The 25,137-nt window shown below is 72.5% G+C and carries 20 protein-coding genes; 6 read left to right on the forward strand and 14 right to left on the reverse strand.

Annotation, left to right across the window (positions count from 1 at the left end):
• Positions 1–181 precede the first annotated feature (181 nt).
• The 5 genes from ACZ6CV_RS23800 to ACZ6CV_RS23820 all read left to right on the forward strand — a co-directional run bounded on the left by ACZ6CV_RS23800 (position 182) and on the right by ACZ6CV_RS23820 (position 5,298).
• Positions 182–625, forward strand: coding sequence for a single-stranded DNA-binding protein (locus ACZ6CV_RS23800; RefSeq protein WP_469252722.1), 444 nt, complete (start codon positions 182–184; stop codon positions 623–625).
• A gap of 315 nt (positions 626–940) precedes the next feature.
• On the forward strand, positions 941–2,338 hold the full coding sequence (locus ACZ6CV_RS23805) for an LAETG motif-containing sortase-dependent surface protein (protein WP_469252723.1): 1,398 nt from the start codon (positions 941–943) through the stop codon (positions 2,336–2,338).
• A gap of 152 nt (positions 2,339–2,490) precedes the next feature.
• Positions 2,491–4,155 (forward strand): energy-dependent translational throttle protein EttA, encoded by a 1,665-nt coding sequence (gene ettA, locus ACZ6CV_RS23810; RefSeq protein ID WP_362369099.1) that lies wholly within the window; start codon positions 2,491–2,493, stop codon positions 4,153–4,155.
• Positions 4,156–4,162: 7 nt separating this feature from the next.
• Entirely contained in the window at positions 4,163–4,609 is a 447-nt protein-coding gene (locus ACZ6CV_RS23815) for an acyl-CoA thioesterase (RefSeq protein ID WP_362369102.1), read from the forward strand.
• Positions 4,606–5,298, forward strand: coding sequence for a DUF8185 domain-containing protein (locus ACZ6CV_RS23820; protein ID WP_469252724.1), 693 nt, complete (start codon positions 4,606–4,608; stop codon positions 5,296–5,298). Before ACZ6CV_RS23815 ends, ACZ6CV_RS23820 begins: the two co-directional genes overlap by 4 nt.
• Before the next feature lie 73 nt (positions 5,299–5,371).
• On the opposite strand, the gene ACZ6CV_RS23825 is transcribed toward ACZ6CV_RS23820, so the two are convergent.
• Entirely contained in the window at positions 5,372–5,785 is a 414-nt protein-coding gene (locus tag ACZ6CV_RS23825; RefSeq protein ID WP_362369108.1) for a globin, read from the reverse strand.
• Between the two features lie 126 nt (positions 5,786–5,911).
• On the opposite strand from ACZ6CV_RS23825, the gene ACZ6CV_RS23830 reads away from it, so the two are divergent.
• Positions 5,912–6,871 (forward strand): methyltransferase domain-containing protein, encoded by a 960-nt coding sequence (locus tag ACZ6CV_RS23830; RefSeq protein ID WP_469252725.1) that lies wholly within the window; start codon positions 5,912–5,914, stop codon positions 6,869–6,871.
• 6 nt (positions 6,872–6,877) lie between these two features.
• Here the strand turns inward: ACZ6CV_RS23830 and ACZ6CV_RS23835 are convergent, their stop codons facing one another.
• From ACZ6CV_RS23835 to ACZ6CV_RS23895, 13 genes are all read right to left on the reverse strand, one after another.
• Positions 6,878–8,269: an FHA domain-containing protein gene (locus tag ACZ6CV_RS23835; RefSeq protein WP_469252726.1), complete on the reverse strand. Its 1,392-nt coding sequence runs from the start codon at positions 8,267–8,269 to the stop codon at positions 6,878–6,880.
• A gap of 100 nt (positions 8,270–8,369) precedes the next feature.
• Positions 8,370–9,716, reverse strand: coding sequence for a vWA domain-containing protein (locus tag ACZ6CV_RS23840; protein ID WP_469252727.1), 1,347 nt, complete (start codon positions 9,714–9,716; stop codon positions 8,370–8,372).
• Between the two features lie 84 nt (positions 9,717–9,800).
• Positions 9,801–11,168: a PP2C family protein-serine/threonine phosphatase gene (locus ACZ6CV_RS23845; protein WP_469252728.1), complete on the reverse strand. Its 1,368-nt coding sequence runs from the start codon at positions 11,166–11,168 to the stop codon at positions 9,801–9,803.
• 2 nt (positions 11,169–11,170) lie between these two features.
• Complete coding sequence (locus ACZ6CV_RS23850; RefSeq protein WP_469252761.1) at positions 11,171–13,714, reverse strand: serine/threonine-protein kinase; 2,544 nt, start codon at positions 13,712–13,714, stop codon at positions 11,171–11,173.
• Positions 13,708–15,027, reverse strand: a complete 1,320-nt coding sequence (locus ACZ6CV_RS23855; protein WP_469252729.1) for a hypothetical protein — start codon at positions 15,025–15,027, stop codon at positions 13,708–13,710. The genes ACZ6CV_RS23850 and ACZ6CV_RS23855 overlap by 7 nt, the downstream gene beginning before the upstream one ends.
• Before the next feature lie 95 nt (positions 15,028–15,122).
• Positions 15,123–16,115, reverse strand: coding sequence for a glutamate ABC transporter substrate-binding protein (locus ACZ6CV_RS23860; RefSeq protein WP_469252730.1), 993 nt, complete (start codon positions 16,113–16,115; stop codon positions 15,123–15,125).
• 32 nt (positions 16,116–16,147) lie between these two features.
• Positions 16,148–17,656 (reverse strand): hypothetical protein, encoded by a 1,509-nt coding sequence (locus ACZ6CV_RS23865; protein WP_469252731.1) that lies wholly within the window; start codon positions 17,654–17,656, stop codon positions 16,148–16,150.
• A gap of 220 nt (positions 17,657–17,876) precedes the next feature.
• Positions 17,877–18,869: an N-acetylglucosamine kinase gene (locus ACZ6CV_RS23870; RefSeq protein WP_469252732.1), complete on the reverse strand. Its 993-nt coding sequence runs from the start codon at positions 18,867–18,869 to the stop codon at positions 17,877–17,879.
• Positions 18,860–20,125, reverse strand: a complete 1,266-nt coding sequence (locus ACZ6CV_RS23875) for a 6-phospho-beta-glucosidase (RefSeq protein WP_469252733.1) — start codon at positions 20,123–20,125, stop codon at positions 18,860–18,862. Before ACZ6CV_RS23875 ends, ACZ6CV_RS23870 begins: the two co-directional genes overlap by 10 nt.
• Before the next feature lie 8 nt (positions 20,126–20,133).
• Complete coding sequence (locus tag ACZ6CV_RS23880) at positions 20,134–21,039, reverse strand: carbohydrate ABC transporter permease (RefSeq protein ID WP_469252734.1); 906 nt, start codon at positions 21,037–21,039, stop codon at positions 20,134–20,136.
• Positions 21,040–21,045: 6 nt separating this feature from the next.
• The gene (locus tag ACZ6CV_RS23885; RefSeq protein WP_355808153.1) at positions 21,046–21,981 is read right to left on the reverse strand and encodes a carbohydrate ABC transporter permease; all 936 of its coding nucleotides are present in this window, start codon (positions 21,979–21,981) and stop codon (positions 21,046–21,048) included.
• A gap of 18 nt (positions 21,982–21,999) precedes the next feature.
• On the reverse strand, positions 22,000–23,340 hold the full coding sequence (locus ACZ6CV_RS23890; protein ID WP_469252735.1) for an ABC transporter substrate-binding protein: 1,341 nt from the start codon (positions 23,338–23,340) through the stop codon (positions 22,000–22,002).
• 84 nt (positions 23,341–23,424) lie between these two features.
• On the reverse strand, positions 23,425–24,621 hold the full coding sequence (locus ACZ6CV_RS23895) for an ROK family transcriptional regulator (protein WP_469252736.1): 1,197 nt from the start codon (positions 24,619–24,621) through the stop codon (positions 23,425–23,427).
• Positions 24,622–25,137 lie beyond the last annotated feature (516 nt).

Genomic DNA, 25,137 nt, shown 5'->3' on the forward strand with positions numbered 1-25,137 from the left:
GGGTGGGGTGAGGGGTGAGGGGGCCCGAATTCAGGGGGCCGCCCCCCTTACGGGTGACGGAGTTATCCACAACCGGGGGACGGTCCACAGCGTCCAGCGGGATCCGTCCGGCCGGTGCAGTCTGAGATCGCGGTCGCGGAGGGCGCGGCGGCAGGAGCGGACGACGCGGGAGGGGTTCGGCATGAACGAGACCTTGGTGACGGTGGTGGGGAACGTCGCGACGACGCCGGTGTACCGGGAGTTGCCGTCGGGACCGGTGGCGCGGTTCCGGCTCGCGGTGACGGCGCGGTACTTCGACGGGGCGAAGAACACGTGGAACGACGGGCACACCAACTTCTTCACCGTCTGGGCCTGGCGGGCGCTCGGCACGAACGTGCAGGGCTCGGTGTCGGTGGGCGAACCGGTCATCGTGCAGGGCCGGTTGAAGGTGCGCGACGAGGAGCGCGGCGGCCAGCACTGGACGTCGGCGGACATCGAGGCGCTGACCATCGGCCACGATCTGTCCCGGGGCACGTCCGCGTTCCGGCGGGTGGCCAGGGGCAATCCGGCGCTGACGGCACCCGTCTCGGAGCGGGGTGAGGAGGCCGAGGGGGCGCGGGACCGGGAGCCGGCGCCGGTGGGGTGACGGCACGTCAGGCCCGGGTCCGGGGAGGCGACCGATGTGCGGCATATCGCCGAATGAGGGCGGTTGATTTGTCGATAAGCCCAGCTCGGAGCGGGTGTTGGGGGATAACGATTCCGAGTCGGATCCGTCGTGCGATGGGATGCGTGGGGCTCGTGATGCGCCGTTTCCTTAGGATGCCGAAGATAACTCACGGGGCAGTTGGCAGGTGACGCCATGCGGATGGCGGATGATCCTGCCCCATTCGGTCTGCTGGCGGGTCCACCCCCCACCGTTGTGAACGGGGCCCGCCCGGAGGGGAATTCAGTGTTTTCTGCGTTGTCCATACGTAGCCGAGGCGTCGCCCGCCTCGCCGCGGTCACCGCGGCGCTGGGGCTGGCCGTGGTGGCGGGCGGGGTGTCCGCCGCCGGCGCGGCCGCGGCGGGGGAGACCCCGCAGAACCGCGGTGGCGCGACCGCGACGCTGGGCGGACTGCGGACGTTCGACCAGGCCGTCGTCCGGGACAACGGCAGCTCCCAGCAGGTGCCCGCCGGACTCTTCGAGATGACCGTGGAGGGCGGTGGCACCCTCCAGACGTACTGCGTCGACATCCTCAACCCCACGCAGAAGGATGCCAAGTACGAGGAGACGCCCTGGAGCGGCACCTCGCTGAGCGCCAACCGTGACGCGGGCAAGATCCGCTGGATCCTGCAGCACTCCTATCCGCAGGTGGACGACCTCGCGGCGCTGGCGAGGAAGGCGGGCGTGCGCTCGCTCACCGCGCAGACCGCCGCGGCCGGCACCCAGGTGGCGATCTGGCGGTACTCCGACCACGCGAAGGTCGAGGCCGTCGACCCGAGCGCCGAGAAGCTCGCCGACCACCTGTTCCGGAGCGCGCGCGGCAGCGCCGAGCCGAAGGCGTCGCTCACGCTCGACCCGCCGGCCGTGTCGGGGCGCGCGGGGGAGCGGCTCGGCCCGGTGACCGTGCGGACCGACGCCGACTCGGTGACGGTGACCCCGCCCGCGGACACGGCGAGCGGCGTGAAGGTCGTCGGCGGCAACGGCAAGGCGGTGAAGTCGGCGCGCGACGGCAGCCGCCTCTACTTCGACGTGCCGAAGGACGCGCCCGACGGCTCCGCCGCGCTCTCCGTGCAGGCCTCCACGACCGTGCCGGTCGGCCGCGCCTTCACCTCCGAGACCAGGAGCCAGACGCAGATCCTCGCGGGCTCCAGCGAGTCGACGGTGTCGGCCGCGGCGACGGCGCACTGGGCCGCGGAGGGGGCGCTGCCGGCTCTCTCGGCGGAGAAGGACTGCGCCAAGAGCGGCGTGGACATCACCGCGACGAACAAGGGCGACGAGCCGTTCACCTTCCGGCTGATGGGCCACCGGCACACCATCAAGGCGGGCGCGTCACGGACGGTGACGATCCCGCTGCAGGAGGACCAGCCCTACGACTTCACCATCCAGGGCCCGAACGGCTTCGAGAAGCGCTTCAAGGGCGTCCTCGACTGCCGCACCGAGGGCGCGGTGATCACCAACAAGGCCCAGCCCGTCGCCGAGCCCAGCCCCGCGTCGGAGGGCGGCACGGTCGACGGCGGCGACCTCGCCGAGACGGGCAGCTCCAGCAACACCCCGCTGATAGCGGGCATAGCGGTGGGCTTCGTGGTCCTGGGCGGCGCGGCGGTGTTCTTCCTGCGCAAGAAGGACGACGCGACGGACGCCTCGACGGAGGACTGAGGGCCCGGTAACGCTCGGTGCCGACCCGGCCACCCAAGTGACCGGCGAACGTCCAGGTCATGGCCCCCCGGCCATACGGGTTTCCTCCGGGAGGTGGCCGTCAGGCAAGATGGGGTGTATCTGCCCACTCACTGATTGCCGGACGGTTTCTCTTGGCTGAGTACATCTACACCATGCGCAAGACGCGCAAGGCGCACGGCGATAAGGTGATCCTCGACGATGTCACCTTGAGCTTCCTTCCTGGCGCGAAGATCGGTGTCGTGGGCCCCAACGGCGCCGGTAAGTCCACGGTGCTGAAGATCATGGCGGGCCTGGAGCAGCCGTCCAACGGCGACGCGTTCCTCTCGCCGGGCTACAGCGTCGGCATCCTCATGCAGGAGCCGCAGCTCGACGAGTCCAAGACCGTCCTGGAGAACGTGCAGGACGGCGCCGCCGAGATCATGGGCAAGCTCAAGCGCTTCAACGAGGTCGCCGAGCTCATGGCGACCGACTACTCGGACGCGCTCATGGAGGAGATGGGCAAGCTCCAGGAGGACCTGGACCACGCCAACGCGTGGGACCTCGACGCCCAGCTCGAGCAGGCCATGGACGCGCTCGGCTGCCCGCCCGGCGACTGGCCCGTCACCACCCTCTCCGGTGGTGAGAAGCGCCGCGTCGCGCTCTGCAAGCTCCTCATCGAGGCGCCCGACCTGCTCCTTCTCGACGAGCCCACCAACCACCTCGACGCCGAGTCGGTGAACTGGCTGGAGCAGCACCTCGCGAAATACGCGGGCTGCGTCATCGCCGTCACCCACGACCGGTACTTCCTGGACAACGTCGCCGAGTGGATCCTCGAGCTCGACCGCGGCCGCGCCATCGCCTACGAGGGCAACTACTCCACGTACCTGGAGAAGAAGCAGTCCCGCCTCAAGGTCGAGGGCCAGAAGGACGCCAAGCGCGCCAAGCGGCTCAAGGAAGAGCTCGAGTGGGTGCGGTCCAACGCCAAGGGGCGTCAGGCCAAGTCCAAGGCGCGTCTCGCCCGCTACGAGGAGATGGCCGCCGAGGCGGACAAGATGCGGAAGCTGGACTTCGAGGAGATCCAGATCCCGCCGGGCCCGCGTCTGGGCTCGATCGTCGTCGAGGTCGAGAACCTGTCGAAGGCCTTCGGCGACAAGGTGCTCGTCGACGACCTGAGCTTCTCGCTGCCGCGCAACGGCATCGTCGGCATCATCGGTCCGAACGGCGCGGGCAAGACCACGCTGTTCAAGATGATCCAGGGCCTGGAGCAGCCGGACTCCGGCAGCATCAAGGTCGGCGACACGGTCAAGGTCAGCTACGTCGACCAGGGCCGCGCCAACATCGACCCGAAGAAGACGCTGTGGGCCGTCGTCTCCGACGAGCTGGACTACATCAACGTCGGCCAGGTCGAGATGCCGAGCCGCGCGTACGTCTCCGCCTTCGGCTTCAAGGGTCCGGACCAGCAGAAGCCGGCTGGCGTGCTCTCCGGCGGTGAGCGCAACCGCCTCAACCTGGCGCTGACCCTCAAGGAGGGCGGCAACCTGCTCCTCCTCGACGAGCCGACGAACGACCTCGACGTCGAGACCCTGTCGTCGCTCGAGAACGCGCTGCTCGAGTTCCCCGGTGCGGCCGTGGTCATCTCCCACGACCGCTGGTTCCTCGACCGGGTCGCCACGCACATCCTGGCGTACGAGGGCGACTCCAAGTGGTACTGGTTCGAGGGCAACTTCGAGTCGTACGAGAAGAACAAGGTCGAGCGGCTCGGCCCGGACGCGGCCCGTCCGCACCGTGCCACCTACAAGAAGCTGACTCGGGGCTGAGGCGACCGTGGCTCGACACCTGTACCAATGCCCGTTGCGCTGGTCGGACATGGACGCCTTCGGGCACGTCAACAACGCTGTCTTCCTGCGGTACTTGGAAGAGGCGCGGATCGACTTCATGTTCCGGCTCGCGCCGGGTGACGGCAGCCCGTCGTTCTCGGGCGGTTCCGTCGTGGCGCGCCACGAGATCGACTACGTACGGCCGTTGGTGCACCGGCACGAGCCGGTCACCATCGAGTCGTGGGTGACGAAGATCGGCGCCGCCTCGCTCACGATCTCCTACGAGGTCAAGGACCCGGAGCAGGTGTACGTGCGGGCCTCCACGGTCGTCGTGCCCTTCAACCTGGAGGCGCAGCGGCCCCGGCGGATCACCCCCGAGGAGAAGGCCGTCCTGCAGCAGTACATGGACGACGCCGACGCCGACGCCGGCGCCGCGGAGGCGCTGGCCGCATGACCGCGCGGCTGCACTTCGCCGATGCCGGGGAGGCGGCGGACCTCGCCGCCTTCCTGGCCCGGCTGATCCATTACGACAAGGCGGCCGCGGTCCGGCTGCAGGCCGCCGGGGACACGCTCGCCGTGTTCGGGCGGCCGCCGTCGTTCGAGGTGCTCGTCATCCGTACGGCGCGGCTCGCCCGGCCGTACGAGCACGGGCACGACACCACGCTCGACGTCACCGTCTCGGCCGGTGAGTTCCTGGAGCTGGTCGGGGTGTCGACGGAGACGGAGCCGGTGGAGAACGCCGGGGTCGCCGGCGTGCCGGCGGCCGTCACCGGGCCGCCGTGGGCGGGCGTGCTGCCGCCGCGCGGCGGCTGGCGGCCGGAGCCGGGGCTGCCGGCCCCGACGGCGGTGCGGGCCCTCGTGCAGGGCGCCGTCGCCGAATTCCGGTCCCGCATCGAGGAGTTGCCCGCCGAGCGGCGGGTGCGGGCCGAACTCGACCGCGTGGGGCGCGAGATCTGGTCCAGGACCATCGGCGACACGCACCTGCCGGTGCGGGCCGCACACGCGGCGCAGTCCCTGGGGTTCCTGCGCGGCACCGCGCTGACCCTGCTGTCGTCGGGGCCGTGGCTCCGGCTGCGTACGGACTACGGGTCGGTCGCGGTGCGCCGGGCCGGCGCCGGAGGGCTCACCGTCACGCCGGCGTGAGGACCGGGTGGACCGTGCGAATGAGGGCCCGCCCCGTCGCCCGGGGCGGGATCAGTCGCGCCGCCTCGCCGTGTCAGCCCTCGGAGTTGACCATGGACGCCGCCGCGTACGTCAGGTAGTTCCACAGCGTGCGCTCGTGCTCCTCGGAGAGGCCGAGCTGGTCGACCGCCGCGCGCATGTGCTTCAGCCAGGCGTCGTGCGCGGCCCGGTCGACCGTGAACGGCGCGTGGCGCATGCGCAGGCGGGGGTGGCCGCGGTTGTCGCTGTACGTGCGGGGGCCGCCCCAGTACTGCATGAGGAAGAGCGCGAGGCGCTCCTCGGCCGGGCCCAGGTCGCCCTCCGGGTACATCGGCCGCAGCAGCGGGTCCTCCGCGACCCCCTGGTAGAAGAGGTGCACCAGGCGCCGGAAGGTCTCCTCGCCGCCGACCTGCTCGTAGTAGGTCTGCTCCTGAAGCGTGCCGCGTGGGATCTCGTTCACACGGTCCATGGTCTCAGACGGGGCGACCGAGTACGGAAGACTTAGGACCACCCCCGGGACCGGCCGTCCCCGGAACCGGCGCCCGCCCCGGCTCCGCCACTCGCATCGGCGGCGTCCGCGCAGCACAGTGGACCCATGGAAGCCGATCCTGTCGTCGCCGCCGAGGGCCGGGCCGCGCTCGTGCGCGAGATCGAGGCGAGCGGGGCCTGGCGGGACGACCCGGCCTGGCGGGCGGCGTTCACGGCCGTGCCGCGGCACCTGTTCGTGCCGTACTACTACGTGGGCGCCGGCGGCGGGTACGAGCGGCTGTGGGGCGAGGACCCCGACGCGGGGCGCCGCGCCCGCTGGCTGCGCGGCGCCTACACCGACGCCCCGCTGGCGACCCGGGTGCGCGACGGAAGCCTGCTCTCCTCCAGCAGCCAGCCGTCCCTGATGGCGAAGATGCTCGTCGAACTCGACGTGCGGGACGGCCACCGCGTCCTGGAGGTCGGCGCGGGCACCGGCTACAACGCCGCGCTCCTCGCCCACCGGCTCGGCGACGACCGCGTCACGACCGTCGACCTGGACCCGGAGATCACCGAGTCCGCGCGGCGCCACCTCGCGGCCGCCGGATACCGCCCGGCCGTGGTGACCGGCGACGGCGCGGCCGGCTGTCCCGAGCGCGCCCCCTACGACCGGATCATCGCCACCTGCGCCCTGACCTCGGTGCCCCGGACCTGGCTCGCCCAGTGCGCGCCCGGCGCCCGGATCCTCGCGCCGCTGGCCACCGGCCTGATCGCGCTGACCGTACGGGACGCGGAGCACGCCGAGGGCCGTTTCCTGCACACGCCCGCCTACTTCGTCCCGCTGCGCGGCGGCGGCGCGCGGGGCGGGCGCGAGCAGCACATCGGAGGGCTGCCGCGCCGGGCCCTGCAGGACGAGCTCTTCCGCTTCCTCCTGGAGCTGACCGCGGGCACCCTCGATCCGCACGAAGCGCTCGCGCTGTGGCGGCGCGAGGGGCTGCCGGTGCGCGAGCGCTTCGGGGTGTCCGTGAGCGGACCGTACGAGTGGGCCTGGCTCGACGACCCCGAAGGGCCGTACGCCTGGCCGCTGTGAACCCGCTCAGTCGCGCCGGATCGTGATCGTCGTCCAGGCGCCCACGTGCACCTGGTCGCCGTCCTGGAGCGGGATGGGGACGAAGGGCTGGATGGGCTCCTCGCCGCCGTTGACCGTGGTGCCGTTCGTCGAGTTCTGGTCGACGACCGCCCAGCCGCCGTCCGGCTGCTGGACCAGGACCGCGTGCTGGTGGGAGACGCCCGGGTCCTCCGGCGGCACCGACAGGTCGATGTCCGGGGTGTCACCCGTGGAGTGCCGGCGGCGGCCGATGCTGATCTGGTTGCCGGACAGCGGGCGCTGCTGCTCCGGCGAGTACGCGGGCAGGTTCAGGCCCGACGCCTCGGGGCCGCTGCGCTGCATCATCGCCATGAAGTACTCGCGGTCGGGACCGATCGTCGCCGTCCACGTGCCGGGACTCTGCTGGGCCGGGGGCGCCTGCTGGGCGGGGGGAGCCTGCTGGGCGGGGGGAGCCTGCTGCTGCCCGGGGGCCTGCGGGAACGGGTCCTGCTGCGGGAAGGGCTCCTGCCGGAACGGGTCCTGCTGAGCCGGGGCCGCGGACGACGGCGGCGAGAGCACCCAGTCGTCGCCTCCGCCGCCGAAGGACGGTCCCGGCGGGGGCGGCGGCGGACCCTGCGGGGCGCCTGACTCCTGCGGGAACGCGGGCGGCGCGGGCGGGCCCGGCTGCTGGAACGCCTGCGGGGCGCCGTGCGGCGGCTGACCGGGGCCGTGCGGGCCGGGACCCTGCGGACCCTGCGGGCCGGGGTGGCCGGGGTGGCCGTGCTGACCCGGACCCTGCGGACCGGGGCCACCCGGACCCTGCTGGCCGGGACCCTGCGGGCCAGGGCCACCCGGACCCTGCGGGCCGCCGTTGCCGAACGGCGGGATCGGCTCGGCGGGCCGGTTCATCTGCGAGGGGCGCGAGCCCTGGTACTCGTAACCCGGCGGAGGCTGCTGGAACTGCTGGGCCGGGTTCGGGCCCGGCGGCATGCCGGGGCCGGGGCCGTGCCCGGGACCGGGTACGCGGCCGGGACCCTGGCCGGGTCCGCCCTGGGTGCCGGGCAGCGGCGGGTTCGGCGCGGCCGGGGTGTACGAGGTCGCCGTGTTCGTCAGGAAGTTCCAGCGGCACTCCTCGCAGAACGGCGCGTTCGCCTCGCGGGGCGTGCGGCACTGCGGGCAGAGCTGCGCCTCGGGAGCCGGCTCCGGCACGGCGGCCAGGTGCGGGCGGCCCGGCGCGGGCGGCTGCGGGAACCCCGGCTCCTGGCCGGGCGGCGGGGGATAGCCGTACCCGGCCGCGGGCGGCGGCGGGGGCGGCGGGGGTACGGCACCGGCCATGCGGTGACCGCAGACCTCGCACCAGTCGTCGGAACCCGACTGGTGTCCGTTCGGGCAGGTCGGCATGTCGGCGCTTCCCCCTCTCCTTCTCCGGCCCGAGGGCCGTACGTGCTGCTCGTGGTCGGTACGCGGCGCCGGAGCACCGCGTACCCGCGTCGTCGACGCGCTACTGCTTCTTGACGCGAACGGTCTTCGTCGACCGGGTCTCGAGTGTCATCTCGTCGGCCTCGGCGACCTTCGCCTTCAATCGAACAGTACCTGCCGCCGCGTCCACGACGTCCACCACCTTCGAAAGCAGTTTCGCCGTATCGGCGTTGCCCGAGGCGCCGGCGAGCTGGACCGCGCGGCCGAGCTTCGCCGTCGCGCCGTCGACATCGCCCGATTTGCGGGCGTCGAGGCCCTGCTGGATGACGTGGGCCAGCTCCGCCTGGCCCGTGTAGTGCGCGACCTGCGGATTGATGGAGGTGGACGCCGCCATGTCGTCCGTCCACACCGCCCGCACCAGGCCCTGCGACAGCGTCCGCGCGCCGCCGTCCTCCTGCGGCACGATCAGCGAGACGCGGGCCGCGAGCATCTCCTGGCCCAGCTCGGCGCCCGGCACCTGGACGCAGATGTGGTAGTCGCGGGACTCGTCGCCCCAGGACCCGGTGGGATAGTCCCCGGAGCGCGGGCCCGACTCCGTGCGGCGGTCGGTCAACTCCTCGACCGTGGGCGCCACTTGCTTGACGAACTTGATCTCCACGCCCACCGGCGTCCAGAGCCGCAGGCTGACGTCGGCGACCTCCTTGCCCATCGCCGTCTCCATCATCTGTGTGAAGTCGGCGGCGAGCCCGGCCGGGTCGGCGACGATGTCGGCGGTGCCGAGCAGCGTGGAGGCGATCCCTGTGACCTCCTTCACCTCCCAGTCCGTGCCGACGCCGCGGGCGTCGCAGGTGAAGCGGCCCGCGCAGGAGTCGAGCGCGGCCCGCAGGTCGTCCGGCGACTCGTGTTCGTTGCGGCCGTCGGTCAGCAGGATGCCGTGCCGGATGGCGACGTCGGCGGAGGCGAGCAGCCGGTCGGCGAGGCGCAGCCAGGTGCCGATCGCGGTGCCGCCGCCTGCGCTCAGCTTGCGCAGGGCCTGCTTGGCCTGCTCGCGGGTGGTGGCGTCCGCCACCGCGAGCCGGCCGTTGCCCGGGTAGACCTCCTTGGCGACGTGCGTGCCGCCGATCACCGCGAAGTGCACGCCGTCGCGCAGGGCGTCGATCGCCGCGCCGGTGGCGTCCCGCGCGCCGCGCATCTTCGTCGGCGGGTAGTCCATCGACCCGGAACAGTCGACCATGATCGCGACGGCGGCGTCCGGGCTCTGCCCCGCGGTGTACAGATGCGGGGCCCGCACCGCGGAACCGATCGTTCCGCCCCCGGTCGAGGTGACCGTGGCGATGGCGTTGACCTCCCTGCCGCCTTCCGGCAGGTACTCGTTCTGGTACACGTCGACCGAGAACTGCGGCACGGTCGACTTCGAGAAATTGGCCATGGAACTGCTCCCCCTCAGATCCCCAGATCTTCAGATCCCGACAACCTCAGGACCACGGACCCCGTACGGTCCCCCCGCCGGGTCCTAGGCCGATCCTGCCCCTTGAGCCACGAACGGGAACGGGACGACGGCCACTGTTACGTTGTCGTGGCCCCCGCCGTCCAGCGCGTGGCCGACCAGGACCTGGGCGCTGTGCAGCGGCCGGGCCGCGGCGTCGGCGGGCACCGCGTCGGCCATCTCCTCGACGGCCTCCGCGTAGTTCCACAGCCCGTCCGTGCACACCACCACTACACCCGCACGGTCCGGCTTGAAGGAAGCGGTGTGCGGCTCCAGTTCGTACGCGTCCGCGCCGAGCCAGCCCGTGATGGCGTGCGCGCGCTCGTCGGCGTACGCCTCCGCCTCGCTCATCAGGCCGGCGGCGACCATCTGCGCGGCCCACGAGTCGTCCTCGGTCAGCCGGACGGTGGGGCCCGTGCGGTCGTCGGGCACCCAGTAGGCGCGGCTGTCGCCGACCCAGCCGACGACGAGCAGGCCGCCGGCGACGACCGCGCCGACCAGGGTGCAGGCGGGCGCGTTCTGGTGCGGGCTGTGCTCGCGGGCCGCGGCGGGCTCGTCGGCCAGCGCGTTGACCGCGTCGGCCGCCGCGAGGATCGCCTCGTGCATGCCCTGTTGTGGGTGGACGCCGCGCGGCAGGGACTCCTGCAACGAGGCGCCCGCGGCGCGGGAGGCGGCCAGCGAGGCCTCGTCGGGGCGGGTCGCGGAGGAGACGCCGTCGCAGACGATCGCGACGGTGGCGGGAGAGCCGTCGGGCAGCGCGGCCGCGGAGAGCGCGAAGGCGTCCTCGTTGCGGTGGTGGCGCAGGCCGCGGTCGCTGACCGCGGCGACGGTGTCGAGCTCCTGCTCCATGTGGTCGCGCTCGCGCGGCTGGGCGTGCCCGCAGTTCTCGCAGTACCCGTCCGGGTCCACCCGGCCCGAACGGCACGCCACGCAGAGCTTGGTGCCCGCGGGGGGCGTGGCGCCGGGGAGGTCGGTGCGCGGGTCGGCGGCGGCCGCGGGCACGGGGGCGGGTGCGGCGGCGCCGGGTGCGGTCGCGCCGGGGGCGGGCAGCGGGTACTCGTCCGGCTCGGCGGAGCCGGCTCCGGGGGTGCCTGCGGGGGTGCCCTCGGGGGTGCCGGGGAGCGCGCCGCCCGCCGAGTCCGTGCCCGGCAGGTCCGTCGGCAGGTGGGCGGGCACCGGCCGGTCGGAGCTGTCGGCGTCCGGCGCGACGGGCCAGCGTTCCGGCTCGCCCGCGGTGGCGGACCCGTCCGGCGCGGCGGCCGACCCGTCCGGCGCGGCGGCCGGCCGCGGCGGCACCGCCGACAGGTCGAACCCGCACGCACCGCAATACAGGTCACCCGACTCCAGCGGCTCCTCACAGCTGGGGCAGGCAGACAGCTGGGGCATCTGCGACATACTCACACCCACGTCCGGGGGCGGAAACGGTTGGCCCGTTCCACCAGTTCGATCCTCTCCTCGCCACCCTGTGCGAGCCGGGCCAGTGTCCGGTACGAACGCTCCAGACCGAACCGGAGGCCGCGCTCGTCCAGGTCGCTGCCGAGCAGTACGGTCCGCGTACCGGCGGGGGCCGGCGGCGCGGAGGCGTGACCAGAGTGCCTACCGGAGAGTACCCAGTCGAGCGCCGTCCCCAGTACCTCGGTCGACAGGCGCTCCCTGCGCACCGCGTCGAGGCCGAAGGCGGCGAGCGCCTCGATCTGCCCCGCGGCGGCCGTCAGGTCGTCCAGGAAGGCGGCGCCGGGCGAGGGGTCCGCGCCGGCGCCCAGGCGCCGCCGCAGCCGTGCCCGCACCGCCGCGACCCGGGCCGCGGTGTAGTGGATGGACGACTCCGGCACCGACTCCAGGGTGTGGACGGCGCCGCCGCGGTCACCGGCGGCGAGCTGCACGCGGGCCAGGCCGAACGCCGCGCTCACATAGCTCGGGTCGGTCGCCCACACCAGGCGGTAGTACTCGGCGGCGTTGTCCAGCTGGCCGAGGACCTCCGCGCAGACGCCGAGCGCCAGCTTCGGCGCGGGCTCGCCGGGAAAGGCGTCGTAGACCGCGTCGAAGGAGAGCGCCGACGTCTCGAAGTCACCGGTCGCGAGCGACGCGACGCCCCGGTACCAGACCACCCGCCAGTCGTCCGGATGCTGCAGCTCCAGATCGGCCAGGGCCTGCGCGGCGGGCTGGAGTTCGCCCATGCCGAGGCGGGCGCGCAGGCCGCGCAGCTGCAGTTCGAGGGAGGCGGCGGGCGCGGCCCGCAGCGCGGTGATCAGCTCGGCGGGCGCGGAGGCGATGAGGCCCGCGAGGAACCCGGCGTTCGGGTCGGCCGGGTCGACGAGCGGCACGGGCAGCGCGAGGGCGGTGGCGACGGCGTCCAGCTCGCGCACGATGCCGCCGACGCCCTGCGGGGCGGTGTTCGTGCCAGGGCCAGCGCCCGGACCCGTCGCCGTCGATGCCGCGCGCACCCCGAGCAGCGACACGTCGCCGGTCGGCTCCGCGAACAGCTCCGTGTCCGGCACCTTCACCTCGGGGCCGAACAGCGTGGAGAGCGCGGGCCGCGGCCGCCCCGTCTGCAGCGCCACGACCTCGCGCAGGACGCCCGTGAGCTGCTCGGCCATCTCCTGCGCGGTGGCGAAGCGACGGGCCGGGTCCGGGTCGGTGGCGCGCACCAGGAGCCGGTAGAACGACTCGTACGTACGGAAGACGTCGATGTTGTCCGGATCGGGCAGCGAGTCCACGAAGACGTTCGTGTAGCCCTGGAAGTCGAAGGTCAGGACCGCGAGGGTGCGCGCGACCGTGTAGAGGTCGGAGGCCACCGAGGGCCCCGTCTCGGCGACTTCGGGGGCCTGGTAGCCGACCGTGCCGTAGATCGCGGACTCGTCGTCGTCCATCCGGCGGACCGCGCCCATGTCGATGAGCTTGAGCTGGCCCTCGGTCTGGATGGCGTTGTCGACCTTGAAGTCGCAGTACAGGAGGTTGCGGCTGTGCAGATGGCCGAGCGCCTCCAGGGCCTCGATGCCGTACGCGCAGGCCTGCTCCACGGGCAGCGGATCGCGCCTGCCGGTCTCCGTGCGGCGGCCGTTGGCTATCTCCTTCAGCGACTTGCCGCCGACGTACTCCATGACGATGTAGCCGTCCATCGAGCCCGTGCGCTGGTCGAGGTGCTCGACGAAGTTGTAGATCCGCACGATGTTGGAGTGCTCGATCTCGGCGAGGAAGCGGCGCTCGGAGATCGCCGCCGCCATCGCGTCCTGGTCGCCCGTGTCGAGCAGGCCCTTGAGGACCACCCAGCGGTCGGACACCGCGCGGTCGATGGCGAGGTAGACCCAGCCGAGCCCGCCGTGCGCCAGACACCCCACGACCTCGTACTGGCCGTGCACGATGTCGCCCGGGTTCAGCTTGGGCACGAAGGAGTACGGGTGGCCGCACTTGGTGCAGAACCCCTCGGTGCGGCCCGGCCGGTCACCGCGCGCACGCCCCACCGGGGCCCCGCAGTCCGACCGCGAGCAGAACCGCTTGCGCTCCGGCACCTCGGGGTGCTCCTGCACCGCGCCGCGCGGATCGGGACGTGGCACGTCCGGCACCGCGACCAGGCCGACCCCGAGCCGCCCGCGCCCCGAGGACGAGGCCGCGGACCCCGAGCTGCGCACCGACACCGAGCGGGACGTCGAGTCGCCGGACAGCGAGCGCGACAGCCGCCCCGACACCGACCTGCGCGAGGAGTGCGACCGCGAGGACCGGGACGATTGCGAGGACGTACGCGAGGAGGAGCGGGCGCTCGAACTTCCCGAGCCCCGCGACCCCTTGGCGGCGCCGGTGATGCCCGTCGGCGACGAGCCGACCATGCCGTTGGGCGCGACGACCGGGGCGAGGCCGCAGGTGTCGCAGTACATCTCGCCGCCGCCGACGTCCTCGTACGACCCCGTGCATCCGGGCCGCTGACACTGTCGCTGGCTCACGATTCCCCCGTCCGGTCGGTGGGCCCGCCCTGCTGGGGGACCTTCGGCGCGAGCGCCTCGGCGGCGGCCTGCTGGTAGCGCAGGACCGCCTGCTCCGCCACGCGGAGATCGCAGGGCGCGCTCCACAGCATCCGGCGTGCCGCGTCGTACCGCTCGATCAGGAACGGGTCCTCGGCGTGGCCGAGGCGGGCGATCTTCGCCTTGTACGCGTCCAGGCGGCCGCGCAGCTCCGCGCGGACCGCGAGCGGCGCCGTCACGGCGGTCAACGACTCACGGGCGCGCAGCAGTTCGTCCTCGGCCTTCTCCTCCAGGGACTCCAGGAGCGGCGAGAGACGGTGCCACTGGCCGAACCTGCGGTACTCGGCGGCCGCCGCCAGCTGTTCCTGCAGCGCGGTCGGCGGGCCGCTGACCGCGGGCACCTCGGAGGCGGCGATCTTCGCGAGGACCTCGCCCCGGGCGCTGCGGGCCTCCGCGAGGGTGCGGTCCGCGCGCGACAGCACGTCGCGCAGCCTGCCGAGCCGGGCCTCCGCGTCCTGGCGGACGGTGAGCACCGCCTCGATCTCGCGGCGCACCTCCTCCAGGGCGCGGGCCTCGCGGTCGTAGCGCTCGGTGTGCGGGCGGCCGCCGCCGGGCGCCGAACTGCCCTCGGAGCGCTGCCAGAAGGCGAGCGGGTCGGAGACCACCTGCTCGCGCAGCGCGGTCAGGGTGCGCGTGATGCGCTCCAGGTCGTCGCCCGCCGGGTGCTCCCCGGGACGTACGCCCACGGAGTGCGCGAGCTGGCGGGTGCGGCCGAGCTCGGCGGCGAGCAGGTCGATGCGGGCGGGCAGCGCCGACCAGACCGCGTCGGCGGCGACGACCATGTCCAGGGAGTGCGCGTACAGCTCGTTCATCCGCGACACGAGCTCTTCGAGGGTGAAGCGTTCGGTGAGCTTGGCGGGGCCGGTGAGCGCGGGGGAGGCGCCCGACGCGGAGCCGCCCGCGACGGTCACCGCGTCGCCGCGCAGCAACTCGGTCAGCTCCACCAGGTCGTCCCGGCTGGGCCAGCGTCTGCGTTCGCGCACGTCGTGCGCGGTGCGCAGGGCACCGGCGTAGGCGTCGAAGTAGGCCCAGAGCAGCGTGATCCGCTCCTCCGTGGCGGCCCAGCGCTCCTCGGTGACGCCGGTGAGCCGCGCGCCTTCGAGCAGGCGGCGGCCCGCGTGGTCCTGGAGGGCGAGGAGCGAGGTCTCGATCGCCTCGTGCTCGGCGTCGAGGCGCGCCAGCGCACGGTCCACCTCGTCCCGGTCCATCACCGGACCGGGGGGTCCCGCGACGCTCATCGATCACCTCTCCGCTCTGTGTCGCCGTGAGTCCTCGGTGCGTGAGTCCTCAGTCGTAACTCTCCAGTGGTATCAGGTCGGTTGTCGGCTCCGGGTCAGTCGCGGTACTCGGGGGCCGGCGGGTCCGCGTCCTTGCCGAGGGCCGCCTTCAGCCAGTGGTCGTAGGACTTCTTCCAGCCGTCGTCGTCGCGGTAGTCGTCGAGGACCTTGTTGACCCGGCGGACCAGATCGTCGGAGCCCTTCTTCATGGCGATGCCGTAGTGCTCGGTGGTGAACGGCTCCTTGCCCTTCAGCTCCACCGTCGGGTCCTGTGCGGCCTGGCCCGCGGCGAGCGCGCTGTCGGTCACCACGGCGTCCACCTCGCCGAGCTGGAGCCGTACCAGGCAGTCGAGTTGGTTCGGGACCGTGGTGGAGATGTCGGCGCCGTAGTTCTTCTTCTTGAGCTCCTCCTCGGCGATGGAGCCGGAGGCGGTGCAGATCTTCTTGCCGGCGAGCGAGGTGTCGTACCCCGTGATGTCGGAGTTCTTCGGGGCGAGCACCTGCTGGCCCGTCTCGAAGTAGCCGGTGGAGAAGTCGACGTCCTTCAGGCGCTCGCAGTTGACCGTCATGGTGCGCACGACCATGTCGACCTGGCCGCTCTGGATCGCCTTGATGCGCTGGTTGGTGGGGATCGCGCGGAACACCACGGCGTCGCGGTCGCCGAAGAGCTCCTCGGCGATCTCGTGCGCGAGGTCGATGTCGAAGCCCTCCAGGCGGCCGCCCGCCTTGTTCGGGTCGCGGTAGCCCCAGCGGTAGCTGTTCTGGTCGACGCCGACGACGAGCTTCTTGACGTCGCGGTTCTTGATCTTCTCGATGGCCGGGCCGTCCTTGCCCGAGGGGCTCAGGCTGCGGTCGTTGCAGTCGTCGGCGTCGGCCCGCGCGGGGGCCGCGACCGTGCTGCCCGGACCGCCGCGGCCGGTGCTGCCGTCCCCGCCGCCCCACTGCGGGAGCACCAGGACGAGGGTGCCCGTCAGGGCGCACGCCACGCCCATCGCGCCGATGCCGCCCCAGCCGCGCAGCCTGCCGCTCGTGCCGCGTCGTGTCCGCATCGTCTGCGCGCCCCCTCTCACCTCTGACTCCATCACCGGTACTCCGAAAGCCTGCGGCCGATGCCGAGCACCGCGCCCGCCGCGGCCAGCACGGCGAGGACGGCGGCGCCGACCGGGAGCCCGCTCATCGCGCCCCTGCCGTCCTGTGCCGCCTGCTGGAACTCGTTCTGCTCGAAGGCCAGGGCCCGGTCCAGGGCCGCGTCCACGTTGTCGAAGCACTCGCCGGTCGGCTTGTCGGCCCGGGAGCCGATGACCTTGTCGAGCGCGCCCCGGTAGTTGCCCGCGTCGTCGCTGGCGCGCGCCACCTTGTGCCGGTCCTTCCACACGCCCACGTTCTTCGCGGCCTCGGTGACGGGGCTCTCGCCGCCGGTGTCGCGGGCGAGGTCGGCGGCCCTGCCGAGCAGACCGCTGTCGGCGCCGCCCAGCTGCTTCATCTGCGTACGGTAGGCGACGTCGAACTTGTCCTGCGCCTCGCCGTTCACCTCGGTGGTCTCCGCGCCCCGGCTGACCAGGGTGAGGTTCTCGTTGCCGCGGGCCTTCAGGGAGCTGATGCGGGCGTCGTTGAGGACGTTCAGGGAGCGCACGCCGTGGTCGTAGGAGTCGCCGAGGCCCGAGCGGGCGACCGTGTGGCCGACGACGAGCCAGAGCAGCACGACCGTGGCGGCGGCGCTCGCGCCGAGCAGGCCGTGGTTGAACACCCGGTTCGTACGGCGGTAGTTGCGGTGCTGGGCCCAGCCGAGGGCGGCGAGCGCGAGGACGCCGAGGGCGATGGCGAACCAGGGGTAGGGCTTGGCGCTGTCGTAGTCCGAGCTCAGCCGGTCGTTCTCCGCCGTGTAGAGCTTCTCGGCGGCCGGGAGCATCTGGGTCTGCATCTTGTCGTTCGCGTAACGCAGATAGGCGCCGCCGAGCGGCAGGCCCTGGCGGTTGTTGGCGCGGGCCCGCTCGATCAGGCCGGTGTACTCGGGCAGAAGCTTGTTCAGCTTGCCGACGGAGGCCGCCGACGAGGAGCCCGACCCGGCGTTCGACGCGGCCTTCGCCAGCTTGTCGGAGGCGCGCTCGATGTCCCGCTCGTAGCGTGCGCGTACGTCGGCGGGCTCCTGGCCGCCCGCCAGGAAGCCGCTGGACGCCGCGGTGTTGGCGTCCGCGAGCGAGCGGTAGATGGCCGCGGCGTCGGCGGTCAGCGGCTGGCTGCGGTGCAGCACGTCGTCCGCGGCGGCCGAGCGCTCCGTCATCTGCCAGGTGGTGACCGCGCCGAACGCGACGACGAGCAGGGCCAGTACGGCGCCGATGATGCGGAGCCTGCCCGGCTCCGTGGTCGCGGCGGCGCGCAGCCGGTCCACGCCCTCGGAGAAGGCGGTACGGCGGCGCGGGGCGGCCGGCGGCGGCGGGGTGAGCGCCGGGTCGCTCGACGGCGGCGCGGGTGCGGTGCCCGGCCCCTGCGGCGGCACGGCGGGCATCGCCGGCGCGGCCTGCCCGGGGCCCCGGGACGGCGGCACCGGCGGGCCCGGCGGCGCGGCGCTGCCGTACGGCGGATGTGTCACCTTGACCTCGACCTCCCCCTCGGTCTCCGGACGGTTGCCTCCGCCCGGCGCGCGCGGCGCCGGAAGAGGTGTCGGCCGCAAGTATTGCCGCAGGGACGGACATTCGCACAGGTCTTGACTCGATCTTGTTCGGATCCCTGCCCTTGTACACGTGATTGCGGGGGGTTCGGTTCCCTCGCCCCGCGCACGGGGCGCGGGGCGGGGCGAGGCGGCGGTCCGGTCAGCCCTGCGCGGCGCCCTCGTACTGCTCGCGCACCCGCGCGAACACCCGCGACGGCGCGCCCACCCGGTCCAGGCCGAGCAGCGCCGCGCCGAGCACCGGCCGCGCGGCGACCACCCGGGGCACGGCCTTCGGCGCCCGCTCGGCGAGCAACATCCGCACCCGGTCGTCGAGTTGGGGGTGCCGGGCGGCGAGGACGCTGCCGCCGAGCAGGACAGGCGCCTCCTCGTCGAGCAGGCCGAGCCGGTCCAGGGCGACGCCCGCCATGGCCACCACCTCGTCGGCCATCCGGTCCACCACCGACCGGGCGACGGCGTCGCCGCCCGCCGCGGTGACGAACAGCACCGGCGTCAGCTCGTGCCGCCGCGCTGCGGCGATGTGCCCCAGGTGCAGCGCCTCGATCAGCGCGTACATCGACTCCAGGCCGAAGTGCGCGGGCAGCGTCTCGCGCAGCGCGGTGGCGGGCCCGCGCCCGTCCTCGGCGCGCGCCGCGTGCCACAGCGCCTCCTCGGCGAGGGCTGCGCCCCCGCCCCAGTCGCCCGAGATGCGGCCGATGGCGGGGAAGCGGGCGGTGCGGCCGTCCGGCAGCATGCCGACGCAGTTGATGCCCGCGCCGCACACCACGGCGACACCACGCGGCTCCGCGTCCTCCAGGAGCCCGGCGCGCAGGACGGCGAAGGTGTCGTTGTACACCTCGACGGATGAGCCCCATGCGCGCAGCCGCAGGGCGTCGGCCAACTGCCGTTCCTCCACCGGCAGGTCGGCGTTGGCCAGGCACGCCGACACATGGCCCACGGAGTCGGTGCCGGCCTCGGCGAACGCCCGCGCCACCGCCGCCGCGAGGATGTCCACCGCGGTCTCGACGCCGACCAGCGGCGGCTGGAACCCGCCGCCGCGGGCCGCGCCGACGACGCTGCCGTCGGCCGCGATCACCGCGACGTCGGTCTTGCTGTTGCCCGCGTCGATCGCGAGCACGCTCGTGCCTACGCCCACGCCAGGTGCTCCCGGTTGTGCGCGACGAGGCGGTCGGTGAGCTGCTCGGCGTGCGCGTACTGGCCGACCAGCGGGTGCGCGAGCAGCGCCTTGAAGACGCGCTCGCGGCCGCCGTGCAGCGCGGCCTGCAGCGCCAGGTCCTCGTACGCGGTGACGTGCGCGATCAGCCCGGAGTACAGCGGGTCGAGGCGCGGCACGGGCAGCGGCGTGGCGCCCGAGCCGTCCACCGTGGCCTGCACCTCGATGACCGCGTCGTCGGGCAGGAACGGCAGCGTGCCGTGGTTGACGGTGTTCACCACCTGGTACCGGCTGCCGCCGTTGCCGAGCAGCGACGCCGCCAGGTCCACGGCCGCCTCCGAGTAGAAGGCGCCGCCGCGCTTGGCGAGCAGCTCCGGCTTCTCGTCCAGGGCAGGGTCGCCGTACATCGCCAGCAACTCCGCCTCCATCGCGGCGACTTCGGCGGCGCGCGACGGCTTGGTGCGGAGCTCGTCGACGACGGCGTCGTGCTGGTAGAAGTAGCGCAGGTAGTACGAGGGGACGACGCCGAGCCGGTCGACGATCGCGCGCGGCATGCGCAGGTCCTCGGCGACCGCGTCCCCGTGCTCGGCCAGCAGCTTCGGCAGGATGTCCTCGCCGCCGGGCCCGCCCAGCCGTACACCCGTCTCCCAGGTGAGGTGGTTGAGGCCCACGTGATCGAGGTGCACCTCGCCCGGCGCGACATCGAGCAGCCGCGCGAACTTCCGCTGGAAGCCGATCGCCACGTTGCACAGGCCGACGGCCTTGTGTCCGGCCTGCAGCAGCGCCCGGGTGACGATGCCCACCGGGTTGGTGAAGTCGATGATCCAGGCGTCGGGGTTGGTCCGCCGGACGCGCTCGGCGATGTCGAGGACGACCGGCACCGTGCGCAGCGCCTTGGCCAGACCGCCCGCACCCGTGGTCTCCTGGCCGACGCAGCCGCACTCCAGCGGCCAGGTCTCGTCCTGCTGCCGGGCCGCCTGGCCGCCCACGCGCAGCTGCAGCAGGACCGCGTCGGCGTCGGCGACGCCCGCGTCCACGTCGGACGTGGTGACGATGCGGCCCGGGTGGCCCTGCTTGGCGAAGATGCGCCGCGCGAGGCCGCCCACCAGCTCCAGACGGTCGGCCGCCGGGTCCACGAGGACGAGCTCCTCGACCGGCAGGGTGTCCCTCAACCGCGCGAATCCGTCGATGAGTTCGGGTGTGTAGGTCGAGCCTCCGCCGACCACTGCGAGCTTCATACCGTTTCTCAGCCCTTTACTCCGGTGAGGGTGACGCCTTCGACGAAGGCCTTCTGTGCGAAGAAGAAGATGACGATGACGGGCGCCATGACGAGCAGCGTCGCGGCCATGGTCATGTTCCAGTTGACGCTGTGGGCGCTCTTGAACGACTCCAGGCCGTAACTGAGTGTCCAGGCGCCGGGGTTCTGGGCCGCGTAGATCTGCGGCCCGAAGTAGTCGTTCCAGCAGTAGAAGAACTGGAAGAGCGCGATGGCGGCGATGCCGGGCTTGGCCATCGGCACCACGATCCTGACCAGCGTACGGAACTCACCGCAGCCGTCGACCTTCGCGGACTCGATGTACTCCTTGGGGATGGTGAGGAGGAACTGCCGCAGCAGGAAGATCGAGTACGCGTCGCCGAACGCCATCGGGATGATCAGCGGCCACAGCGTGCCCGACAGGTGGAACTGCTGCGCCCACACCAGGTACATCGGGATCACGATGACCTGCGGCGGCAGCATCATCGTCGAGATGACGAGCAGCATCGCGGTGCGCCGGCCGCGGAAGCGGAACTTGGCGAGCGCGTACGCCACCGGGATCGCCGAGCAGACCGTGAAGAGGGTGCCGAGCCCCGCGTACATCAGGGAGTTGCGCCACCAGTCCAGGAAGCCCGGTGTGTCGAAGACCTGCCGGTAGTTGGACCAGTGCCACGCGTCGGGCCACAGGTCGCCGCTCATCGCCTGCGAGTCGCTCATCACCGACGTCAGGAAGACGAAGACGAACGGCAGGACGAAGAGCAGCGCGACGGCGATCGCCACGCTGTGCACGGCTATCCAGTGCAGGGTCCGCTTGCGGCGGGCGCGGGCGGCGGCCGGGCCGCGTTCCCGGGAGGCGGGGGCCGCGGTGGTCGGCGCGCCGAGAGTCGTGGTCGTCATGAGTCCTCAGTCCTCCGCCGCGAGCAGCCCGGAGCGCTTGCGCATCAGGAGCGTCGTCACGGCCATGGCGATGGCGAAGAGCACGAGCGAAAGCACGCACGCGGCACCGGTGTTGAAGTTCTGGAAGCCCATCTGGTAGACGAGCTGGGGGACCGTGAGGGTCGAGTGGTCCGGGTAGCCGGGCTGGATCACCGAGCCGGGTCCGATGTTGACGCCGGACGCGACCTTCCCCGCGACCAGGGCCTGCGTGTAGTACTGCATGGTCTGTACGACGCCGGTGACCACCGCGAACATCACGATGGGCGTGATCGCCGGCCAGGTCACGTACCGGAACTTGGCGAAGGCGCCCGCGCCGTCCAGGTCGGCGGCCTCGTACTGCTCCTTCGGCACGTCGAGCAGCGCCGCCATGAAGATCACCATCAGGTCGCCGATGCCCCACAGGGAGAGCAGCACGAGCGAGGGCTTGGCGGTGTCGGGGTCGTTGAACCAGTTGGGCCCGGAGATGCCGACCGCGTCCAGGATCTCGTTCACCGGCCCGGTGCCCGGGTTGAGCAGGAAGACGAAGGCGACGGTGGCGGCGACCGGCGGGGCGAGATAGGGCAGGTAGAAGGCGGTGCGGAAGAAGCCGGCGCCCGTCTTGATCTTCGTGATGAGCAGCCCGAGCGAGAGCCCGAAGACCACCCGCAGCGCCACCATGACCACGACCAGCCAGAGGGTGTTCCACAGGGCGGGCCCGAACAGCGGCATCTGCTCGAACACGTACTTCCAGTTCCTGAGGCCCACGAAGGTGGGCTCCTTGATCTGGTTGTAGTGCATGAACGAGAAGTAGACGGTGGCGATCAGCGGGTACGCGAAGAAGACGCTGAACCCGACCAGCCAGGGGGAGAGGAAGCCCAGCGTGCGCAGTCTGCGGCGCGCGGGGTTGGAGAGGGTCATTGCCATGGCGGGGTCCTCGGCTTGTCAGCTCTTCGACTGGAGGGTGTCGGCGTCGATCTGCTCGTCGAGCTTCGTCAGGCCCTTGCGCAGGTCGGGGACGCGTCCGGCCTCCGCGGAGTACGAGAAGTCCTGCAGCGAGACGACGTAGGCGCCGCCGTTGACGGAGGGGGGCAGGGCCTTGCTGTGCTTGTTCTCCAGGATGTCGAAGAAGGTCCGGAAGGTCGGATCGGCGTCCAGCTCCGGCGACTTGAGTGCGGCGAAGGTGGAGGGGACGTTGTGGATGGCGTTCGCGAACTTCACCACCTGCTTCGTGTCCGCCGTCAGGAACCGCACCAGCTCCCACGCGGCGTTCTGGTGCTTGCTGCTGTGCGCGATGCCGGCGACGGTGCCGGTGATGAAGCCGCGCCCGTACGTGTCGGCCTGGTCGTCGGGTACGGGCAGCGGGGCCACGCCCCAGTCGAAGTCGGCCTTGGCCTCCTTCAGCATCAGGCCGCGCCACTCGCCGTCCAGGTGCATCGCGACCTTGCCGGTCAGGAAGGCGTTCTGGCTGGACATCTCGTCGCCGAAGGTGAGGCGGAACCGTTCGAGGTCGCCGTAACCGCCTTGTGCGTCGGCGAGTTGGCGTGCCGTCTTGAAGAACTTGTACGTCGAGGGGTCGTCGGCGAGCCGCGCGTCCCCGTTCTCGTCGAAGTACCGGGGCCCCCACTGGGCGAAGAGGCGGTCCGGACTGTTCTGGTAGAAGCGGAAGTTGGGCATGAACCCGACGCGCTTGTACGAGTTCTTGCCGCTGCGGACGGTCAGCTTCTTGCTGACCTCCTTGAACTCGGACATGGTGCGCGGCGGCCGCTCGATGCCGGCCTCGCGGTAGGCGTCCTTGTTGTAGTACATCCCGTAGGCGTCCGCGAGGAGCGGCAGGGCGCACTGGTTGCCCCGGTAACTCGTGTAGTCGAGGAGCGTCTTGGGGAACGTCTTGCGTTTGTCGAGGCCGGTCTTCGCCATGAACGGGTCGAGGTTCGTCCACATCCCCGAGTCGCAGTACTGGCCGACGTTGTTGGTGGTGAAGGACGACACCACGTCCGGGGCCTTGTCGCCGCCCGCCCGCAGGGCCTGGTTGATGGTCTCGTCGGAGACGTTGCCGGTGGCCTGCACCTCGATGTTCGGGTGCAGCTTCTCGAACCGGTCGATGCTGTCGTTGACGGCCTTGACCTCGCCGGGCGTCGCCCAGCCGTGCCAGAACTTCAGGGTGACGGGCTTGGTGGGGTCGTCGTTCGCGCTGCCGACGCTCGGGTTGGCGCAGCCGGAGAGCAACAGACCGGCTGCGGCGAGCGCCGCGGACGCGCAGGTGGGCATGCGCCATCGCGGCATGGCGGACTTCCTTTGCGGGAGGGGGAGGTGGCGGGGCGGCGGGCAGGTGTGCGGGGGGTTGCGCGCGGTGTGTCAGGCAGTGCCTCAGGCCGTGTCGAAGACCTGGTCGCGGGCCTGGGTGAGGGCCGAGCGGAGGGCGCCGGTGAGGATCGGGTCGCCGTCGAGTTCGCTGATGCGGATCTGCGGGCGGGGGAGGGCGAGCCCGGTCAGCTCCTCCTCGACCCGGACCCGCAGCTTGTCGCCGCCGGCTTGGGCCACCGAGCCGGACAGCACGACGAGTTCGGGGTCGACGACGGCGACGACCGCGGCGATGCCGGTGGCGATGCGGCGGGCGACCTCGCCGAGCGCGGTGTCGTCGGCCATGACCTCGTCCAACGTGGCGCCGCCGCCGGTGAGTTCGCGGACGACGTACGCGGAGACGAGGCTCTCGAAGCCGCCGTTGCCGCCGCCCTTGCCTTCGTCCTCGCCTTCGCCGCGTTGCAGCGGGGCGCCGGGGAGCGGCATGTAGCCGATCTCGCCCGCGCCGCCGGTCGCGCCGCGCAGCAGGGTGCCGCCGAGCACGATGGCGGCGCCGACTCCCTCGTCGAGCCAGGTCAGCACGTAGTTGTCGTGGTCCTGGGCGGCGCCCTCGTACTGCTCGGCGACGGCGGCCAGATTCACGTCGTTCTCGATGTCGACGGGTGTGCCGAGGACGGCGGCGAGATCGTCGCGCAGCGTCCGCGAGTGCCAGCCCGGCAGGTGCGGGGCGTACCGCAGTTGGCCGGTGTGCGGGTCGATGGCGCCGGGGGTGCCGATGACGGCGGCGCGCAGGTCGTCGTGGCCGAGCCCCGCCTGACGCAGCGCGCCGTCGACGGCTTCGGTGACGAGCTGGGCGGTACGGTGCCGGACGTCCTCGGCGACGGCGTCGGCCTCCACGCGTTCGCGGCCGAGGACGGTGCCGGTGATGTCGGCGACGAGGGCGGTGATGCCGGTGGGGTCGGCGGACAGCGCGGCGACGTGGCCGGCGCCGGGGTCGATCTCGTACAGCAGGGCGTTGGGGCCGGGGCGTCCGCTGAGGCTGCCGGTGGTGTGGACGAGCCCGGCGGCCTCGAGGCGGCCGAGGAGCTGCGAGGTGGTGGGCTTCGACAGCCCCGTGAGTTCGCCGATACGGGTACGGGTGAGGGGGCCGTGGGCGACGAGGAGGTCGAGGACGGCCCGGTCGTTCATGGCGCGCAGGACGCGGGGGGTTCCCGGGGTGCCCGGAGTCCCCGGGGAGCCCGGGGTGCTGCCTGCTGCCGTCATGCGACGCCTGCCCTTCGGCCAGTAACTGTTAGGAAACTTTCCAATTGGTGGGACCGTACGGCTGGCGTGAATGGGGCGTCAAGAGTGAACGGCTTCGCGGCTACGAAGTCGTTACCTCGGGGGGCTGGGCGTTGCACGGGGTGCGGCGGCGACGTCCGGGGCTCTGGGTGTCTTTGGTGGCCCGGCGCCTTCGATTCGTACCGGGGCCGCCCGGGGTTTTGCGGAGTGTGGCGGCTCCGGGCCGGGAGTAAAGGGCGCCCTACGGGCGTCGGCTTCGCCGATTCCGCTCCGCTCCACCCTTGACTCCCGCCCCTCCACCGCACGTTGACTTTTGACCCGGACGGCCAGGGGTGAGGCGGCGGGCGACGCTGGGATGGGTCATCACGTTTCGCTGCCGGGTGCGGCCCGGCCCATCGCGGGTCGACGCCCCGGTGCGAGCTCGGCCAGCCCGGCGGCCTCCCGCTCGGGCCATCAGCTTTCGCGGCCGAGTGCGGACCGGCCCATCGTGCGCCGACG

This window comes from Streptomyces sp. NPDC041713 (assembly GCF_055591085.1).

What these genes read in the sequence shown, in the direction of transcription:
- ACZ6CV_RS23800 (WP_469252722.1), top strand. Translation starts at nt 182, where the DNA reads ATGAACGAGACCTTGGTGACGGTGGTGGGGAACGTCGCGACGACGCCG.
- ACZ6CV_RS23890 (WP_469252735.1), bottom strand. Translation starts at nt 23,340, where the DNA reads ATGCCGCGATGGCGCATGCCCACCTGCGCGTCCGCGGCGCTCGCCGCA.
- ACZ6CV_RS23830 (WP_469252725.1), top strand. Translation starts at nt 5,912, where the DNA reads ATGGAAGCCGATCCTGTCGTCGCCGCCGAGGGCCGGGCCGCGCTCGTG.
- ACZ6CV_RS23840 (WP_469252727.1), bottom strand. Translation starts at nt 9,716, where the DNA reads ATGGCCAATTTCTCGAAGTCGACCGTGCCGCAGTTCTCGGTCGACGTG.
- ACZ6CV_RS23875 (WP_469252733.1), bottom strand. Translation starts at nt 20,125, where the DNA reads ATGAAGCTCGCAGTGGTCGGCGGAGGCTCGACCTACACACCCGAACTC.
- ACZ6CV_RS23825 (WP_362369108.1), bottom strand. Translation starts at nt 5,785, where the DNA reads ATGGACCGTGTGAACGAGATCCCACGCGGCACGCTTCAGGAGCAGACC.
- ACZ6CV_RS23895 (WP_469252736.1), bottom strand. Translation starts at nt 24,621, where the DNA reads ATGACGGCAGCAGGCAGCACCCCGGGCTCCCCGGGGACTCCGGGCACC.
- ACZ6CV_RS23860 (WP_469252730.1), bottom strand. Translation starts at nt 16,115, where the DNA reads ATGCGGACACGACGCGGCACGAGCGGCAGGCTGCGCGGCTGGGGCGGC.
- ACZ6CV_RS23885 (WP_355808153.1), bottom strand. Translation starts at nt 21,981, where the DNA reads ATGGCAATGACCCTCTCCAACCCCGCGCGCCGCAGACTGCGCACGCTG.
- ACZ6CV_RS23880 (WP_469252734.1), bottom strand. Translation starts at nt 21,039, where the DNA reads ATGACGACCACGACTCTCGGCGCGCCGACCACCGCGGCCCCCGCCTCC.
- ACZ6CV_RS23835 (WP_469252726.1), bottom strand. Translation starts at nt 8,269, where the DNA reads ATGCCGACCTGCCCGAACGGACACCAGTCGGGTTCCGACGACTGGTGC.
- ACZ6CV_RS23820 (WP_469252724.1), top strand. Translation starts at nt 4,606, where the DNA reads ATGACCGCGCGGCTGCACTTCGCCGATGCCGGGGAGGCGGCGGACCTC.
- ACZ6CV_RS23845 (WP_469252728.1), bottom strand. Translation starts at nt 11,168, where the DNA reads ATGTCGCAGATGCCCCAGCTGTCTGCCTGCCCCAGCTGTGAGGAGCCG.
- ACZ6CV_RS23855 (WP_469252729.1), bottom strand. Translation starts at nt 15,027, where the DNA reads ATGAGCGTCGCGGGACCCCCCGGTCCGGTGATGGACCGGGACGAGGTG.